At 65.8% G+C, this 16,586-nt stretch carries 17 protein-coding genes; 13 read left to right on the forward strand and 4 right to left on the reverse strand.

From position 1 onward, the window contains the following. The first annotated feature begins 62 nt into the window (after positions 1 to 62). From R1L06_RS03555 to R1L06_RS03600, 10 genes are all read left to right on the forward strand, one after another. Positions 63 to 869: a M48 family metallopeptidase gene (locus R1L06_RS03555; RefSeq protein WP_032128510.1), complete on the forward strand. Its 807-nt coding sequence runs from the start codon at positions 63 to 65 to the stop codon at positions 867 to 869. Positions 870 to 1,001: 132 nt separating this feature from the next. After that, positions 1,002 to 2,189 (forward strand): tetratricopeptide repeat protein, encoded by a 1,188-nt coding sequence (locus tag R1L06_RS03560; protein WP_032128511.1) that lies wholly within the window; start codon positions 1,002 to 1,004, stop codon positions 2,187 to 2,189. Between the two features lie 143 nt (positions 2,190 to 2,332). Next, positions 2,333 to 3,001, forward strand: a complete 669-nt coding sequence (locus tag R1L06_RS03565) for an energy transducer TonB (protein ID WP_049399022.1) — start codon at positions 2,333 to 2,335, stop codon at positions 2,999 to 3,001. Between the two features lie 94 nt (positions 3,002 to 3,095). Then, positions 3,096 to 3,857, forward strand: coding sequence for a TonB-system energizer ExbB (gene exbB / locus R1L06_RS03570; RefSeq protein WP_004132614.1), 762 nt, complete (start codon positions 3,096 to 3,098; stop codon positions 3,855 to 3,857). A gap of 57 nt (positions 3,858 to 3,914) precedes the next feature. Further along, on the forward strand, positions 3,915 to 4,340 hold the full coding sequence (locus tag R1L06_RS03575; protein ID WP_012509603.1) for an ExbD/TolR family protein: 426 nt from the start codon (positions 3,915 to 3,917) through the stop codon (positions 4,338 to 4,340). A 3-nt stretch (positions 4,341 to 4,343) separates the two neighbouring features. Next, entirely contained in the window at positions 4,344 to 4,757 is a 414-nt protein-coding gene (locus R1L06_RS03580) for an ExbD/TolR family protein (protein ID WP_032129281.1), read from the forward strand. 101 nt (positions 4,758 to 4,858) lie between these two features. After that, positions 4,859 to 6,319, forward strand: a complete 1,461-nt coding sequence (cls, locus tag R1L06_RS03585; protein ID WP_317216929.1) for a cardiolipin synthase — start codon at positions 4,859 to 4,861, stop codon at positions 6,317 to 6,319. 40 nt (positions 6,320 to 6,359) lie between these two features. Further along, positions 6,360 to 6,629 (forward strand): hypothetical protein, encoded by a 270-nt coding sequence (locus R1L06_RS03590; RefSeq protein ID WP_032129280.1) that lies wholly within the window; start codon positions 6,360 to 6,362, stop codon positions 6,627 to 6,629. Positions 6,630 to 6,638: 9 nt separating this feature from the next. Beyond that, entirely contained in the window at positions 6,639 to 7,382 is a 744-nt protein-coding gene (locus R1L06_RS03595; RefSeq protein ID WP_032129279.1) for a pyridoxine 5'-phosphate synthase, read from the forward strand. A 146-nt stretch (positions 7,383 to 7,528) separates the two neighbouring features. Then, positions 7,529 to 8,620 (forward strand): PA0069 family radical SAM protein, encoded by a 1,092-nt coding sequence (locus R1L06_RS03600; protein ID WP_317216930.1) that lies wholly within the window; start codon positions 7,529 to 7,531, stop codon positions 8,618 to 8,620. Between the two features lie 54 nt (positions 8,621 to 8,674). Here R1L06_RS03600 and R1L06_RS03605 read toward each other — a convergent pair whose 3' ends face one another. The 3 genes from R1L06_RS03605 to R1L06_RS03615 form a co-directional block, all read right to left on the reverse strand. Next, positions 8,675 to 9,382, reverse strand: coding sequence for a 2OG-Fe(II) oxygenase (locus R1L06_RS03605; RefSeq protein WP_317216931.1), 708 nt, complete (start codon positions 9,380 to 9,382; stop codon positions 8,675 to 8,677). 108 nt (positions 9,383 to 9,490) lie between these two features. Then, positions 9,491 to 10,507 carry a class 1 fructose-bisphosphatase gene (locus R1L06_RS03610; protein ID WP_014035428.1) on the reverse strand — a complete coding sequence of 339 codons (1,017 nt, stop codon included), beginning with the start codon at positions 10,505 to 10,507 and terminating at the stop codon, positions 9,491 to 9,493. 425 nt (positions 10,508 to 10,932) lie between these two features. Further along, entirely contained in the window at positions 10,933 to 12,135 is a 1,203-nt protein-coding gene (locus tag R1L06_RS03615; protein WP_106466640.1) for an amino acid aminotransferase, read from the reverse strand. Positions 12,136 to 12,306: 171 nt separating this feature from the next. Here R1L06_RS03615 and R1L06_RS03620 point away from each other — a divergent pair, with 171 nt between their 5' ends. Continuing rightward, complete coding sequence (locus R1L06_RS03620; protein WP_317216932.1) at positions 12,307 to 14,397, forward strand: TonB-dependent receptor family protein; 2,091 nt, start codon at positions 12,307 to 12,309, stop codon at positions 14,395 to 14,397. 229 nt (positions 14,398 to 14,626) lie between these two features. On the opposite strand, the gene R1L06_RS03625 is transcribed toward R1L06_RS03620, so the two are convergent. Further along, positions 14,627 to 14,971: a hypothetical protein gene (locus tag R1L06_RS03625; RefSeq protein WP_032129273.1), complete on the reverse strand. Its 345-nt coding sequence runs from the start codon at positions 14,969 to 14,971 to the stop codon at positions 14,627 to 14,629. Positions 14,972 to 15,117: 146 nt separating this feature from the next. Here R1L06_RS03625 and R1L06_RS03630 point away from each other — a divergent pair, with 146 nt between their 5' ends. After that, on the forward strand, positions 15,118 to 15,516 hold the full coding sequence (locus R1L06_RS03630) for a hypothetical protein (RefSeq protein ID WP_049399009.1): 399 nt from the start codon (positions 15,118 to 15,120) through the stop codon (positions 15,514 to 15,516). Positions 15,517 to 15,680: 164 nt separating this feature from the next. Beyond that, a complete protein-coding gene (gene ku, locus R1L06_RS03635; protein ID WP_317216933.1) occupies positions 15,681 to 16,586 on the forward strand; it encodes a non-homologous end joining protein Ku in 906 nt (301 codons plus the stop codon).

A 16,586-nucleotide genomic window follows, 5' to 3' on the forward strand; every position in this document is an offset into this window, starting at 1 on the left:
CGCTTGACGAAAGATTAAGCCGCTACGCTACACACTGCGCATATGAACACGGGGGTGGATCCATGAAACAACTGCTGCTGGCCCTTGTCATCACCACCCTGGTCAGCGCCTGCGCGACCACGACCTCTCCTACCGGCCGTCGGCAGATGGTGGGCGGGGTGTCGCAGGCGCAGCTGGACCAGCTCGGCGCACAGGCGTTCGCCGAAACCAAGCAGAAGGAAAAGATCAGCACCGACGGCCGCCAGAACGGTTACGTGCAGTGCGTGGTCAACGCCCTGGTCGCGCAGCTGCCGCCTCAATACCGTGGCGTACGGTGGGAGACGGCCGTGTTCGTCGACAAGGAGCCCAACGCCTTCGCCCTGCCCGGTGGCAAGGTCGGCGTGAACACCGGCATCTTCACCGTCGCCAAGAACCAGGATCAGCTGGCTGCCGTAATCGGCCATGAAATCGGCCACGTCATCGCCCGCCACCACGAAGAGCGCATCACCCGGCAGATGGGTGCGCAGACCGGGCTGGCCGTACTCGGTGCGCTGGCCGGCGCGGCCTACGGAGAAGGCGCTGCCAGCACCGTCAACCAGCTCGGTGGCATGGGTGCGCAGACCGCCTTCCTGCTGCCCGGTTCACGCACCCAGGAAAGCGAGGCCGACGTGATCGGCCAGCGACTGATGGCCCAGGCCGGTTTCAACCCGGCGCAGGCGGTCGACCTGTGGCAGAACATGATGGCCGCCAGTGGCGGTCGCAGCCCGCAATGGCTGTCCACCCACCCCGATCCAGCCAACCGTATCCAGGAACTGCGACGCGATGCACCGGGATTGACGCCGGTCTATCAGCAGGCGCAGGCGGCCGGGCTGCGGCCAAAGTGCGGATGAGTGCGCAGTTCTATGCTGTATTGCAGCACATAAAACGATTTCTCACGCCATCTGTTTCTGATACGTTTGGCGGCTCAGATTTTTCTGACAGTCCGACTTTGCCGCTATCCGGCGGTTCGATCGAGGTGAACGATGATTTTCCGTAACCACAAAGCTGTGCTTTCCGTCCTCGTCGCGACCGCCCTGACCGGCGCCGTGGTCACCGATGCCTTCGCGCAGTCCTCGCGTTCCTCCGAGCGTGGCAACCGCGGCGGCAAGCAGGCCAAGGCCGAAGCGCTGTACCCGAACGCGACCCGCGAGGAGCCGACCGTCAAGGCATCGGCCAAGCTGGGCAGCAAGCTGCAGAAGATGATCGACAGCTACAACAAGGAAAAGTTCCCGGAGACGCGCACGCAGGCCGACGCGATCCTGGCTGACAGCGCCGCGAACGAGTACGACAAGTCGCTGGCCGCGCAGCTGGCCTCGCAGGCCGCCTACCAGACCGACGACACCCCGGCTGCCGTGGCCTACCTGAAGCAGGTCCTGCAGTTCAACGGCCTGGACAACAACGGCCACTTCCAGTCGATGCTGATGCTGGGCCAGCTGCAGCTGCAGGAAGACCAGACCGCCGAAGGCCTGGCGACCCTGGACAAGTACTTCGCCGAGAGCAAGTCGACCAAGCCGGAAGAGCTGATCGCCAAGGGCCAGGCGCTGTACCAGCTGGAGCGCTACCAGGAAGCGATCCCGGTGCTGAAGCAGGCCATCGCCGGCGCCACCGAACCGAAGGACAACTGGAACCAGCTGCTGATGGCGGCCCTCTCCGAAGCCGGCCAGTCCGGTGAAGCGGTGAAGGAAGCCGAGGCGCTGGCCGCCAAGAACCCGAACGACAAGAAGGCCCAGCTGAACCTGGCCAGCATGTACATGCAGGCCGATCAGATGGAGAAGGCTGCCGCGGTGATGGACAAGCTGCGCAGCAGCGGCCAGCTCACCGAAGAGCGCGAGTACAAGCAGCTGTACTCGATCTATGCCAACACCGAACACAAGGAAAAGGACGTCATCGCGGTCATCAACGAAGGGTTGCAGAAGGGCATCCTGAAGCCGGATTACCAGGTCTACCTGGCGCTGGCCCAGTCCTACTACTACTCCGACCAGGTGCCGCAGGCGATCGATGCGTGGCAGAAGGCTGCCCCGCTGTCCAAGGACGGTGAGACCTACCTGAACCTGGCACGCGTCCTGCATGCCGAAGGTCGCATCCCGGAGGCCAAGCAGGCCGCCCAGCAGGCGCTGGCGAAGGGTGTGAAGAACCAGGCTGATGCCAAAAAAATCATCAACCTGAAGTAAGTAGGAATAACGCCTGAATGCCTGCACAGTTGATGCGCAGGCGCTCAGGATTGGTATAAGCTTGGAGGTTCCTGCGGTGTCATGCACCGCTGATCAGGGATTCCGCCCCCGGCATCCCGGCCCCACTATTGAGCTCTTGGCGCATGACGGAACAACTAGTCGTTCACCGGTACGAACAACCCGATGACAAGGGGCTGAGCTGGCCTCGCATCGTCGGCATCGCGTTTGTAATTGCCCTGCATCTGGCCGCGTTCATGATGCTCCTGATCCCCGCCGTGGCTCCCAAGGCCGTGGCTGAGAAGGAGCGCAACGTCATGGTGACGATCGTCGACGCCCCGCCGCCGCCGCCACCGCCGCCGCCGCCGCCGCCGCCGACGGATACTCCGCCGCCGCCGGTGAAGAACCTGTCGCCGCCGAAGCCGTCGCCAGTCCCGCCGCCGCCGCAGGCGCCGGTCGTGGACGTGCCGGAACCGCGCCCGAGCGATATCGTCACCCCGCCGTCGCCTCCGTCGCCGCCGGCTCCGCCGACCTCGATCGAGGCCAGCGTGGACATCTCGTCGAAGGCCATGAACCCGCCGCGCTACCCGCCGGCAGCCTTCCGCGCGGGTATCCAGGGCGAAGTGATCCTGATCATTGATGTCGATGCCAGCGGCAACGTCACCAATGTCACGGTGGAAAAGTCCAGCCGTAACCGCGACCTGGACCGTGCTGCGATGGAAGCAGCTCGCAAGTGGCGCTTCAACGCCGCTGAATCTGGCGGTAAGAAGGCGGCAGGTCGCGTTCGCGTCCCGGTCAACTTTGCGCTGAACTGATGCGTCCGGGTGGCTGCTTGGCCACCCCCGCTCCCAGTTCGATTGTTTAGCTTAGCTACACCCTTTATCACCACACACAACAAAGGTAAGCGTCATGCTGCAGGAAATTTTCATCGCCGCTGCTGCCGGGGGCAATCCGTCCAACGCCCTGTCGCAGATGGGCTTCGAGCACCTGATCCACGAAATGACCACCAAGCCGGGTGATTTCGCGGTTTCCTGGGTCGTGCTGCTGACCCTGGTCGTCATGTCGGCCATGTCCTGGTACTGGACCGTCATCAACATCTTCCGCGCCACCCGCCTGAAGAGCGCCGCTGATCGCGTCGTCAGCCTGTTCTGGGATACCCCGAACGCGCAGGACGCCATCCGTGCGATGGAAGAACAGCCGGCTTCCGAGCCGTTCTCCAAGATCGCCCTGGACGCTGCCCAGGCGGCTGCCCACCACCAGCGCGCTGAAGGCGGCGCCACCGGCGGCGTGGGTGAGAACCTGAGCCGTTCGGAGTTCGTCGACCGCGCTCTGCGTCAGGCCGTGACCCGCGAAAGCAACAAGCTGCAGTCGGGCATGACCCTGCTGGCCACCGTCGGCGCGACCGCTCCGTTCGTCGGTCTGCTGGGTACCGTGTGGGGCATCTACGGCGCGCTGATCAAGATCGGTGCCACCGGCTCCGCTTCGATCGACGCCGTTGCCGGCCCGGTGGGTGAAGCGCTGATCATGACCGCGATCGGTCTGTTCGTCGCGATCCCGGCCGTGTTCGCCTTCAACTTCTTCAGCAAGATCAACAGCGCGACCATCAGCAAGTTCGATACCTTCGCGCACGACCTGCACGACTTCTTCGCCACCGGTTCGCGCGTCCGCTAATTGCGACGCGCTGTACCCAGCGAGAACGTAGTCAACACGATCTAGACGGAGCCCGTTATGGCTTTCAGTAGTGGTAACAGCGGCGGCCCCATGGCCGACATCAACGTTACGCCCCTCGTGGACGTGATGCTGGTGCTGCTGATCATCTTCATCATCACGGCGCCCCTGATGTCCCACAAGGTCAAGGTGGATCTGCCGGAGGCCAACCTGGTCCAGAAGCCGGACGACACCAACGACCGCAAGGGCCCCATCACCCTGGCAGTCAAGGAAGATGGCTCGATCTACTGGAACGACGAAGAAATCAACAAGCAGACTCTCGAGTCGCGCTTGGCGACCGCCGCCCAGCAGACCCCGCAGCCGCCGTTGAACCTGCGTGGTGACCGCACCACCAAGATGCGTGTCATCAACGAGATGACCAAGATCGCGCAGGAACAGGGCATGCTGGACGTCGGCTTCGTCGCGACCAAAGAGAAGGGGCAGTAAGCCATGGCATTCAGTAGTGGTGGTGGCAAAGGCCCCATGGCAGACATCAACGTCACGCCCCTCGTGGACGTGATGCTGGTTCTGCTGATCATCTTCATCGTGACCGCGCCGATCATGACGTACCCGATCGCCGTGGACCTGCCGCAGCGCGTGCTCAACCCACCGCCGCAGCTGGTCGAACCGCCGCCGCCGATCGAACTCAAGATCGACGCCAGCAACCAGGTCTCGTGGAACAACAGCCCGATCAATGCGAGCGAGCTGCAGCAGCGGATGGAAAACGAGGTCCAGAAGGACCCGACCAACCAGCCGGAACTGCGCATCGACGCGAGCCCGGATTCCGAGTACGACGTGATGGCCAAGGTTCTGGCTGCCGCGAAGAACGCTCAGATGAAGAAGATCGGTTTTGTGCAGCAGTAACTGCTACACCGCAATACAACAGTCATGACGCGACTGCAGACGCCCCTGGAAACAGGGGCGTCTTTTTTATGCCTGACGGCCTGGACCGTTATGATCGGCGGATGCTCGCCCTCTTCGACTCCCTGCGCCAATGGCTCGACGGCATCGCCCACCTTGGCACGATCCTGGCGGTCGCCTATCTGCTGTACCTGTTCGCGCTGGCGGGCTGGATCATGCTGCAGAAGCGCGAGCCGGTGGCCACGCTGAGCTGGATCCTGTCGCTGGCGCTGCTGCCCTACCTGGGTCTCTTCATCTACTACCTGCTGGGCCCGCAGAAGGTGAAGCGGCAGCGCCTGCGCCGTGGCCGTGCCCGCTCGGGGATGGAGCACTACAGCGATGTCTGCCCTCCCGACGCCGACTGCACCGAGCTGGCCAAGGTCGCACAGGCCACGACCGGGCTCGCGCCAAGCAGCGCCACCGAAGTCACCTGGCTGGTGGATGGCGCGGCCACCTACGCGGCCCTGCTGGAGGCCATCGCGCAGGCCCGCGACCACGTCCACCTGGAGTACTACATCTTCAACCCGGACCATGCCGGCACCGCGCTGCGCGACGCCCTGGTCGAGCGCGCACGCGCGGGCGTGCAGGTGCGCCTGCTGCTCGACGCGGTGGGTTCGTCGGCCCTGCCCCGCCGCTTCCTGCAGCCGCTGCTCGACGCCGGTGGCGAAGCGATCTGGTTCCACCCACGGCAGCTGCTGAAGCCATTCAAGCGCCCGTGGTTGAACCTGCGTACCCACCGCAAGCTGGTGATCGTCGACGGCCGCCTCGCCTTCACCGGCGGCATCAACATCACCGACGACGAGGATGAAAGCCGCAGGGCGGATGCCTACCGCGACCTGCACATGCGCATCCGCGGCCACGTGGTGCGCAGCCTGCAGCTGGTGTTTGCCGAGGACTGGCTCTACGCCAGTGGACAGGATCCCTCGCGCATGGACATCGCGCGTCTGTGGCCAGCCGACATGCCGCTGCGCGGCGATGGTGCGATCAACGCCCAGGTGCTGGTCTCCGGCCCGGACTCGGGCTGGGAAACGATCCATCGCCTGCATGTGGCGGCGATCCAGGAAGCGCACGAGCGCGTCTGGCTGGTCACGCCCTACTTCGTGCCTGGCGAAGCGGCGCGGATGGCACTGACCTCGGCCGCGCTGGGCGGGCTGGACGTGCGCCTGCTGGTGCCGAAGATGAGCGATTCCTGGTTCGTCACCCAGGCCGCCCGCTCCTACTTCGACGAGCTGCTGCATGCCGGGGTGAAGATCTACGAGTACGGCCCACGCATGCTGCATACCAAGGCCTTCATCGCCGATGACGACGTCTGCATCGTCGGCAGTGCCAACTTCGATCACCGCAGCTTCCGGCTGAACTTCGAGCTGTCGATGATGATCAGCGACCGTGACCGGGTAGCTGCGCTGGCCGAACTGCTGCAGGGCGAATTCGACCGTTCCACGCGGGTGCACGACCAGGCCGGTCGTTCGCTGTGGCTGCACCGCCTGCCCGAGGCCTTCGCCCGGCTGGCCTCGCCGCTGCTCTGACGCAGCGCTACACTGCGCCGATCATCCGGGGAGCCCGACTATGTACTGGTTGTACCTGCTGCTGGCGCTGGGCTGTTTCGCCTTCGCGCTGAAGACCCCCAGCCCCGGGCTGATGACCCTGTGCCTGCTGGCCGCCCTCGCCTTCCTGCTGGCCTGGGTACGCGGCCGCTATGTGGCCCGTTTCGGTGATCCACAGCGCGATCCGTCCACACTGGTCGATGCCGAAGAACTGCGCCGCCTGCGCGAACAGGCCCAGGCCCGCCGCGGTGACGACCCCAACGATCACGATCCATCCCCTCTTTCCAAGTAGTTTCGTTCCATGACCCAGCTCAGCGTCAACGTCAACAAGATCGCCGTCCTGCGCAATTCGCGCGGCGGTGCCGAACCGGACGTGGTACGCGCCGCCCAGGCCTGCCTGGATGCCGGCGCGCACGGCATCACCGTGCATCCGCGGCCGGACCGTCGCCACATCACCGCCGAGGATGTGCTGGCCCTGTCCACGCTGACCCGTGCCCGTGGCGTCGAATTCAACATCGAAGGCAACCCGTTTGCACCGCCCCGCGAGGGCTACCCCGGCCTGCTGCCCTTGTGCGCGCAGACCCGCCCGGCGCAGGCCACCCTGGTACCGGATGGCGATGGGCAGATCACGTCCGACCACGGTTTCGACTTCGAGCGCGATGCCGAGCGGTTGCGCCCATTGATCACCGAACTGAAAGCGATGGGTTGCCGGGTCAGCCTGTTCGTCGATGCCGGCAACCCGTTGCTGGAGCAGGCGGCCGAAGTGGGTGCGGACCGCATCGAGCTGTATACCGGGCCCTATGCGGAGGCGCATGCGGCTGGTGATGCTGACGCGATGCTGGCGCTGTTCGCCACTGCCGCACGCCGTGCACAGGCCGTTGGCCTGGGCGTGAACGCCGGCCACGATCTGTCGCAGGACAACCTGCGCGATTTCCTGGCCAACGTGCCGGACGTGCTGGAGGTGTCGATCGGCCACGCGCTGATCGGTGAGGCGCTGTACGACGGGCTGGACGCCACGGTGCGCGGGTACCTGGCGCTGCTCTGACCCCTCCCCTGTAGCGTCGAGCCATGCTCGACTTCGGTCTGGGGCCACCCTGGGTGCAGTCGAGCAAGGCTCGACTCTACGGGTGGCGCTGAACCCTTCAGGCGGCCGTCGCAGCCATTGAGACAACCACGACGTACCCTGCCGCAATGGGTATTGCGATCAAGGGCCGAGGTTCCACGTCCCACCTTGCCGGGCGCTTTGAAAGCACCGTCAGCGAGGCGGTGGACGACGGCTGGGCGGTCGACGAGAGCGAGGAGTTCCTTGCCCCGCGCCTGCGTACCGAAGTGCGTGCCGAGACCGCGCGCAGCATCATCACCCGCAACACCTCGCCGGACGTCGGCTTCAGCCAGTCGGTCAATCCGTATCGCGGTTGCGAGCATGGGTGTTCTTACTGCTTTGCGCGCCCCTCGCATGCCTATCTGAACCTGTCGCCGGGCCTGGATTTCGAAACCAAGCTGTTCGCCAAGACCAATGCGCCGCAGCTGCTGCGCAAGGAGCTGTCGAAGCCGGGCTACGTGCCGCAGCCGATCGCGCTGGGCATCAACACCGACGCGTATCAGCCGATCGAGCGCAAGTTCAAACTCACCCGCCAACTGATCGAACTGATGCTGGAGACCAAGCATCCTTTCTCGCTGATCACCAAGAACGCACTGGTCGAGCGCGATATCGACCTGCTTGCACCGCTGGCGGCGGAGAACCTGGTCAGCGTGCATTTCTCGGTGACCTCGCTGGACCCGCACCTCTCCGCGAAGCTGGAACCGCGCGCATCGGCGCCGCACGCACGGCTGCGCGCGATGAAGCGCCTCCATGACGCTGGCATTCCGGTGGGCGTGATGGTGGCGCCGGTGATTCCGTGGATCAACGACAGCGAACTGGAAGCGGTGCTGGAGGCTGCACACGATGCCGGTGCCAGCACCGCCGGTTATGTGCTGCTGCGCCTGCCGCTGGAAGTGGCACCGCTGTTCCGCGAGTGGCTGGACACCCATCATCCAGATCGCGCCGCACATGTGATGAGTACCATCCAGCAGCTGCGCGGCGGCAAGGACTACGACAGCCAGTTCGGCACGCGCATGCGGGGCCAGGGCGTGTATGCCGATCTGTTGAACAACCGCTTCAAGCTGGCGCGCAAACGTCTGGGCTTCAATGCGCAGAACAGCCATTGGCCGAAGCTGGATTGCAGCCGGTTCCTGAAGCCGCTGCCGCCGAAGAAGGATTCGCCGCAGGGTTCGTTGTTCTGAGTAGAGTCGAGCTTGCTCGACTGGAGACGTAAAGGCAGTTGAGCATGCTCGACTCTACCCTCCAAACAACTTCTGCGCACTCTGGAACAGGATCCAGCTGGTCGCGATGAACTTGTCCCCACCCTGCGGCCGGTTGCCACGATGCGTGTGGGTGAACGCAGTCGGCGCAATCAGCAGGCTGCCGGTGCGCGGCGCGATCTTCCGCCCCTGGAACAGGAACTCGGTTTCGCCCTCTTCGAAGTCGTCGTTGAGGTACAGCGTCCACAGCACGTGCCGGTGCAGGGTCTCGGCCTGCGCATCCTTCGGGTACAGCTCGCAATGCCAGTACGGGTAGCCGCCCTCGCCTGCCGCATACCACTGCAGGTTGATCGCACCCGGGCGCAGGCAGGTGCGGGCCAGATCGGCCAGCTGCTGCTGCGGCATGTCGGGGAAGTCCTCGGCAGACAGGCGTCGCGGTTGGCCGTTGCTGTCCTGGATCTGCAACATCAGCGGCGCAATCAACGCCTGTGGATAACGGCGTAGATAAGTCAGCAGGCCATTGAACACCGCGATCTGCAGCTGCTGATCGATATCCTGCCAGCCGTCCAGGCCACTGATGCGCAGATCCTTGCTGTGCTTGAGTTCCGGGAACACGCCACTGCCCACCGCACCGGGCTGCAGGCCACGCGTAGCGCGCAGGCGCTCAACGATGGCCGCGCAGACCTCGCTGGGGACGGCGTTGTGGATGACTTCGATGAAATCGACCGGGCCCTGCTCGTGCATGCGTGCATTCCTTAGGCGGCAACGGCTTGATGGTGCCGTTTGCCGCCCTCGGTGTCACCCCACGGTCATGTCATCGAACTGCCATGACCGCTGTCAGGCGATAGGCCGTCAGCCCTGCGCGTCGTCGTGCGCGTGGTGGTAGCGCACGGCTTCAGCCACTTCCTCGCGCGAACCCAGGAACACCGGCACGCGCTGGTGCAGCTGGTCGGGCTGGATGTCGAGGATGCGCTCGCGGCCGGTCCAGGCAGCGCCACCGGCCTGTTCGACCAGCAGGCCCATCGGGTTGGCTTCGTACATCAGGCGCAGCTTGCCGGCCTTGGACGGATCCTTCTTGTCCCACGGGTAGATGAAGATGCCGCCGCGGGTCAGGATGCGATGCACGTCGGCGACCATGCTGGCGATCCAGCGCATGTTGAAGTTCTTGCCGCGCGCGCCTTCCTTGCCCGCCAGCAGATCACCGACATAGGCCTGCATCGGCGCTTCCCAGTGACGCTGGTTGGACATGTTGATGGCGAATTCCTGGGTGGCCGCCGGAATCTGCATGTTCTCGGTGGTCAGCACGAACTCGCCCTTCTCGCGGTCCAGGGTGAAGGCATGGGTACCGTGGCCGACGGTCAGCACCAGCTGGGTGCTGGGCCCGTAGATGCAGTAGCCGGCGGCAATCTGCTTGCTGCCCGGCTGCAGGAAGGCGTCATCGCCCGGCAGTTCGACGTTGGTCGGGCAGCGCAGCACCGAGAAGATGGTGCCGACGGAGACGTTGACGTCGATGTTGGAGCTGCCATCGAGGGGATCGAACAGCAGCAGGAAATCGCCGCGCGGATAGATGTCCGGCACCGGCTGGCTGTGGTCCATTTCTTCGGAGGCGCAGGCGGCGAGATGGCCGCCCCAGGCGTTGGCTTCGAGCAGGATCTCGTTGCTGATCACATCCAGCTTCTTCTGCGCTTCGCCCTGCACGTTGCCGGTACCGGCGTCGCCGAGCACGCCACCGAGGGCGCCCTTGCTGACGGCGATGGAGATGCTGGTGCAGGCGCGGGCGACGACCGCGATCAGCTGGCGCAGGTCGGCATTGATGCGGCCGGCGTGCTGTTCCTGGATCAGGAAGCGGGTCAACGAAGTACGGGACATGAGCGGGCAGGTCTCGGCAGCGGGAAAACGCCTATTGTCGCCCGTATGGCGGGGCCGTGCGTGAGCGCGGGAAGGCGTAATCGTTTCCAGATGCGTTGCGCTGTCGGCGCACTCCTTCATGGAGGCGCAGGGCGAGGCACACCGTGACCAGGACACGCCGTAAACCCCCCTCCGGGGTCCGGCCCAGCCGCTGGCGGCAGGCCGTTCGGGCGCTTGCGAAGCAGTGCTTCGCAGGCAAAGCGCCCTCACCCATGGGGGCTCGGTCGGCGCATCCATGCGCCTCACGGTCCTGTCCACGGTGTACCTCGCCCTGCGCTTCAGGGTTCGCCGCGAGCGCGGAGGGTGTGGCAAAGGCAGAGGCAAAGCAAGAGCAAAAACAAAGGCGCCTTTCGGCGCCTTTGTCTTCAAACCACTGGAGCGCTGTTTCAGCCCTTGGCAACGGTGGCCACGGCCTTGGCGACGTATTCCAAGTTGTTCTGGTTCAGCGCGGCCACGCAGATGCGGCCGGTGCCGACGGCGTAGATGCCGAACTCGTCGCGCAGACGCTCGACCTGCTCACGGCTCAGGCCGGAGTAGGAGAACATGCCGGCCTGTTCGTTGATGAAGCCGAACTGCGGGGCACCGGCAGCGGCCAGCTTCTCCACCAGGCCCTGGCGCAGGGCGTGGATGCGCTCGCGCATCTCGGTCAGCTCCTGCTCCCACATCGCGCGCAGTTCCGGGTTGGTCAGCACGCCGGCCACCAGCGCGGCACCGTGGGTGGACGGGCTGGAGTAGATGGTGCGGATCACGCGCTTGACCTGCGACTGCACGGCCTTGGCGTCAGCGGCGGTCGGCGCCACCATCGACAGCGCACCCACGCGCTCGCCGTACAGCGAGAACGACTTGGAGTACGAATTGGCGACGATGAAGCTGTCGATGCCGGCTTCGGCGATGATGCGCACGGCGGCGCCGTCCTGCTCGATGCCCTTGTCGAAGCCCTGGTAGGCCATGTCGATGAAGGGGAACAGCTGCTTTTCCTTCAGCAGCTGCGCGACCTGCTTCCACTGGGTGACCGTGAGGTCGGCGCCGGTGGGGTTGTGGCAGCAGGCGTGCAGCAGCACCACGGTGCCGGCTTCCAGCTTGCCGAGGTCGGCCAGCAGGCCGTCGAAGTTGACGCCGTGGGTGGTCGGGTCGAAATAGGTGTAATCCACCACTTCGAAGCCGGCCGCGCTGAACACGGCGCGATGGTTTTCCCAGCTCGGGTTGCTCAGTGCAACGGTGGCGTGCGGCAGCAGCTTCTTCAGCACATCGGCGCCGACACGCAGCGCACCGCTGCCACCGACGGTCTGTGCGGTGGTGACGCGGCCGGCGGCCAGCAGCGGCGAGTCCTTGCCGAACACCAGCTCACGCGTCGCCTGCGTGTACGCCGGCAGGCCATCGATCGGCAGGTAGCCGCGCGGTTTGGCCTCGTTGGCGAGCTGCTGCTCGATCTGCTTGACGGCGCGCAGCAGCGGAATGCGGCCGCTCTCGTCGTAGTAGATGCCCACACCCAGGTTGACCTTGGTCGGGCGGCTGTCGGCGTTGTACGCCTCGGTCAGGCCCAGGATCGGGTCGCCTGGGACCAGTTCCACGTTTGCAAAGAAGGACACGGCGGTACTCGTTCGGTAGACGGAAAGGGGGAGGAATTGCGCCACGCGGTCTGCGGCTTTTCGGCCGGAAACAGCCCATCGTAACAAAGCCTGCCGGGGCTGGCCGCCGCCATCGTCATCCGCAGCCCCGTACCATGGCGTGCGTTGCCGCCCGATCCATCAACCTGAATCATGAATCCCGCCGCACGACGCCACTGCCTGCCGTTGTCCGCCCTGCTGCTGTCGCCACTGGCGGCCATGGCCGAGCCTGCGCCCACCGCCCTGCCTGCCGTGCAGGTGCAGGCGGCGCGGGTGCCGGGCATCGACCCGTTCGCGTTGCCGGCCAGCCAGGACACGGTCTGGATCGACGCCGGCCGGGCCGGCAACAGCGTGCAGTTGTCCGAGGCACTGGCCGGGGTGCCGGGACTGCTGGCGCGCGATCGGCAGAACTTCGCCCAGGACACGCAGCTGTCGATTCGTGGCTTCGGCGCGCGCTCGACCTTCGGTGTGCGCGGGGTGCGGGTGTTGATCGACGGGGTGCCGGCGACCATGCCCGATGGCCAGGGCCAGCTGTCGCACGCCAGCTTGTTGGGCGCCGAACGCATCGAGGTGCTGCGCGGGCCGTTCTCGGCGCTGTACGGCAATTCCTCCGGCGGCGTGCTGCAGGTCTGGAGCGCGCAGGGCCAGGCCGGCGACCCGTGGCGGCTGCGCGTGAACGCCGGCGCCGACAGCACGCTCAGTGTCGGCGCGCAGCTGAAGGGTGCCGGCCAAGCGCTGGACTACAACATCGCCGCCAATCACTTCCGCACCGAAGGATGGCGGGACCATAGCCGGGCGCGCCGTGAATCGCTCAACGCACGCATTGGTGGTGATCTGGGCGATGGACGGCTCGAGCTGCTGCTCAATGTGCTCGATGCTCCCGATGCACAGGACCCGCTGGGCCTGAGCCGTGCCCAGGTAGCGGCTGATCCGCGTCAGGCCACGGCGGTGGCGCACCAGTACAACACCCGCAAATCGGTGCGCCAGCAGCAGGCTGGTCTGCGCTGGACCCGGGAAACCGGCGTGCAGCGCTGGCAGCTGATGGGCTATGCCGGGCAGCGCGAGGTCACCCAGTACCTGCCGATTCCGCCGACCGCACAGGCCAACCCGTTGCATGCGGGCGGTGTGATCGATCTGGACGCGGGCTATGGCGGACTGGACGCGCGCTGGGGCTGGCATGGCGACCTCGCCGGCCGACCGTTGGACCTGGTGGCCGGGCTCAGTGCGGACCGCCAGCGCCAGCACCGCACCGGCTACGAGAACTTCATCGGCAGCACCGTGGGCGTGCGCGGGCGCCTGCGTCGTGACCAGATCGACGTCGTGCAGAACGTGGACCAGTTCGCCCAGGCCTGGTGGCAGTGGAGCCCGCGCTGGTCGCTGCTGGCCGGGCTGCGCCACAGCGCCGTGCGATTCGAATCGAATGACCGCTACATCACCGGGCGCAATCCGGACGACAGCGGCCACCGTCGCTATCAGGCAACCACGCCGGTGGCAGGTGTCAGCTTCGAGGCCAGCCCGCAGTGGCGGCTGCACGCCGCCGTGGGCCGGGGCTTCGAGACGCCTACCTTCAATGAGCTGGGGTATCGCGCCGACGGCCAGGCGGGATTGGCACTGGATCTGGCCGCTGCGCGCAGCCGCACTCTGGAGGTAGGCAGCAAGTGGCACGCACAGGACGGAATCCAGCTTGATATCAGCCTGTTCCGCGCAGATACCGACGATGAGCTGGCAGTTGCGAGCAACTCTGGTGGGCGCAGCACCTATCGCAACATCGGCCGCACCCGCCGCCAGGGTGTGGAACTGCAGTACCGACAGCCGCTGGCCGAGCAGTTGGAACTGCAGCTGGCATGGACATGGCTGCAGGCGCAGGTGCGCTCGCCGTACCTGACCTCGAACAGCGTGGTCGCTGCGGGCAGCCGCCTGCCTGGTGTGCCGCAGCAGCAGGCCTTCGCCAGGCTGCAGTGGACCCCCGCCGACTGGCAATGGGCGCTGGAAGCCTCGGCCAGTAGCGATACCGTGGTCAACGACGTGGCGACCGAACGCGCGCCCGGTTTCGCCCTGCTGCATCTGGAAGGCGGGCGTCGCTGGAACCTGCCGGGTGGCGAGCTGCGCGCCTTCGCCCGGCTGGAGAATGTGCTGGACCAGGCCTACATCGGCTCGGTGATCGTCAACGATGGCAATGGCCGCTTCTACGAGCCGGGACCGGGACGGCGGGCCAACATCGGCCTGCAATGGTCGTGGCGTTGAAGGGGTAGTGCCGGCCGCTGGCCGGCATCGCGCCGTGCAGGACGTCAGGAGGTTGCCGGCCAGCGGCCGGCACTACCGGTCAGTCGGGGGCCCTGGCCAGAATCGCGCTGTGCAGGACGTCAGGGGGATGCCGGCCAGCGGCCGGCACTACCCGTAAATCGGGGGCCCTGGCTGGCATCGCGCTGTGCAGGATGTCAGGAGGTTGCCGGCCAGCGGCCGGCACTACCGGTCAGTCGGGGGCCTTGGCTGGTACGAACGGCGAGGTCGGGTCGCTGGCCGGGAAGGTCTCCTCCAGCGCCTCATCCTGGTTGTCGCTGGCGCGCTGCTTGCGTTCACGCCGCTTGAGCGGGCTTTCCTGGCCGCCACGATGGCGGTCGCCGCCGTCCTTGCGGTCCAGCGCGGCCTGTTCAGACTCGTGCTTCACCGGCAGATGCTCTCCGGCATGCTCGGCATCGAAGAACGGTGCACCGGTGCCGCGGTAGTCGGCATTGTCGGCATCGCGCTTGCCGCGCTGCTCGCCGGGAATGGGCGGGTGGTTCTCGCGCAGCGGGTCTCGCGAGGTCTCTCGGCTCATGGTCTGGTACCTGCACTCGGGGGCTCCCACTACACCGCCCTGCAGGTAAAGCCGCCGCGAACCTGGCGTCATGAACATCTCGCTCACCCCCCGGTAACGGGACCGCGCGTATTCCTGCCCACCCGCCCCCGCTGCAGGAGCCGGCCATGCCCCGTCTTGAACGACCCGCACCGTCCGTGTTCAACGCCCTGCTCGATCCGCTCGGCCAACGCACCGCGCAGCGCCGCACGCGCCGCCAAGAAGATCCGCAGGCGGTGGCGCAGGACTACCTGCAGTACATGCTCAGTGACTACGAAGAGCGCCGAGGCCAGAGCCACCGCAACTGGCGCGATCTGTGCCCGGTGTATGCCTTCGCGCTGACTACCCACGCTGCCGACTGGCCGCGCGGTGATGCCGCCGATACCTGCGAGGAACTGGCCGAGCACTGGGAGCAGATGCGCGGGCAGTCGCGGTTGAGCTGGTCGCAGGCGAGGCCGGTGGTGGAGGACGCCTGGCGCGCACTGGACCATATTCCGGCGGCGGCGGTGAAGCCGTTGCTGCAGTAGTGCCGGCCGCTGGCCGGCAACCCCAGGAAACTTCAGGCCGCGAGCCTCAGCCGGCCAGCGGCCGGCACTACCGCTTTCCGTAGAACCCACGTGCACGGCACGGACACGGCCGGTTTACGCCCTCCGGCCCACGCTGGGCACCCTGCCCCGCCAAAGGTGCGCCCATGGCCCGCCCGATCTGGACCGGCACGTTGTCGTTTGGCCTGCTCAACGTGCCGGTGTCACTGATGTCCGGCGAACGCAAGGTCGATCTGCAGTTCCGCATGCTCGACTCCCGTGATCGCAAGCCGATCCGTTTCGAACGGGTCAACGCCGACACCGGTGAGGAAGTGCCCTGGAAGGACATCGTCAAAGCCTATGAGTACGACAAGGGCAGTTATGTCGTGCTGGAGGAAGGTGATATCCGTTCGGCGGCGCCGGAAAGCCACGAAGCGGTGGAGGTGGAATCGTTCGTGGATGCGGCGCAGATCGACCCACGCTACTACGAGAAACCGTATCTGCTGGTGCCCGGCAAGAAGGCCGAAAAGGGCTATGTGCTGCTGCGCGAAACGCTGCGCAGTACCGGCAAGGTGGGCATCGCGCGGGTGGTGGTGCGCACGCGCGAATACCTGTGCGCGGTGATGCCGCATGAGGACGCGCTGGTGTTGATGATCCTGCGCTATCCGCAGGAGCTGGTGGATCCCGAGGACTACAAGCTGCCCACCGGAAAACTGTCCGACTATCGCATCACCAGCAAGGAAACGGCGATGGCCGAACAGTTGATCGAGTCGATGGCCGGCGATTGGGATCCGTCGCAGTACCACGATGAATTCCGCGAGCGCCTGCAGCAGGTGTTGAACAAGCGCATCAAATCCAAGGGCGGCACTACCCGGGTGGAAGACGAGCCCGCACCGCGTGAAGATGCCACCACCAATGTGGTGGATTTCATGGCGTTGCTTCAGAAGAGCCTGGACGCCAACAAGCGCACGCCGGCGAAGAAGACGGCAATGCGCAAGGCACCGGCAAAGAAGGCTGCGAAGAAGGCCGCCAAAAAGGCCGTAAAGAAGACCACGCGGCGCAAGGCAGGTTGA

It is taken from the genome of Stenotrophomonas mexicanensis, from assembly GCF_032911605.1.
GTDB lineage: Bacteria > Pseudomonadota > Gammaproteobacteria > Xanthomonadales > Xanthomonadaceae > Stenotrophomonas > Stenotrophomonas maltophilia_A.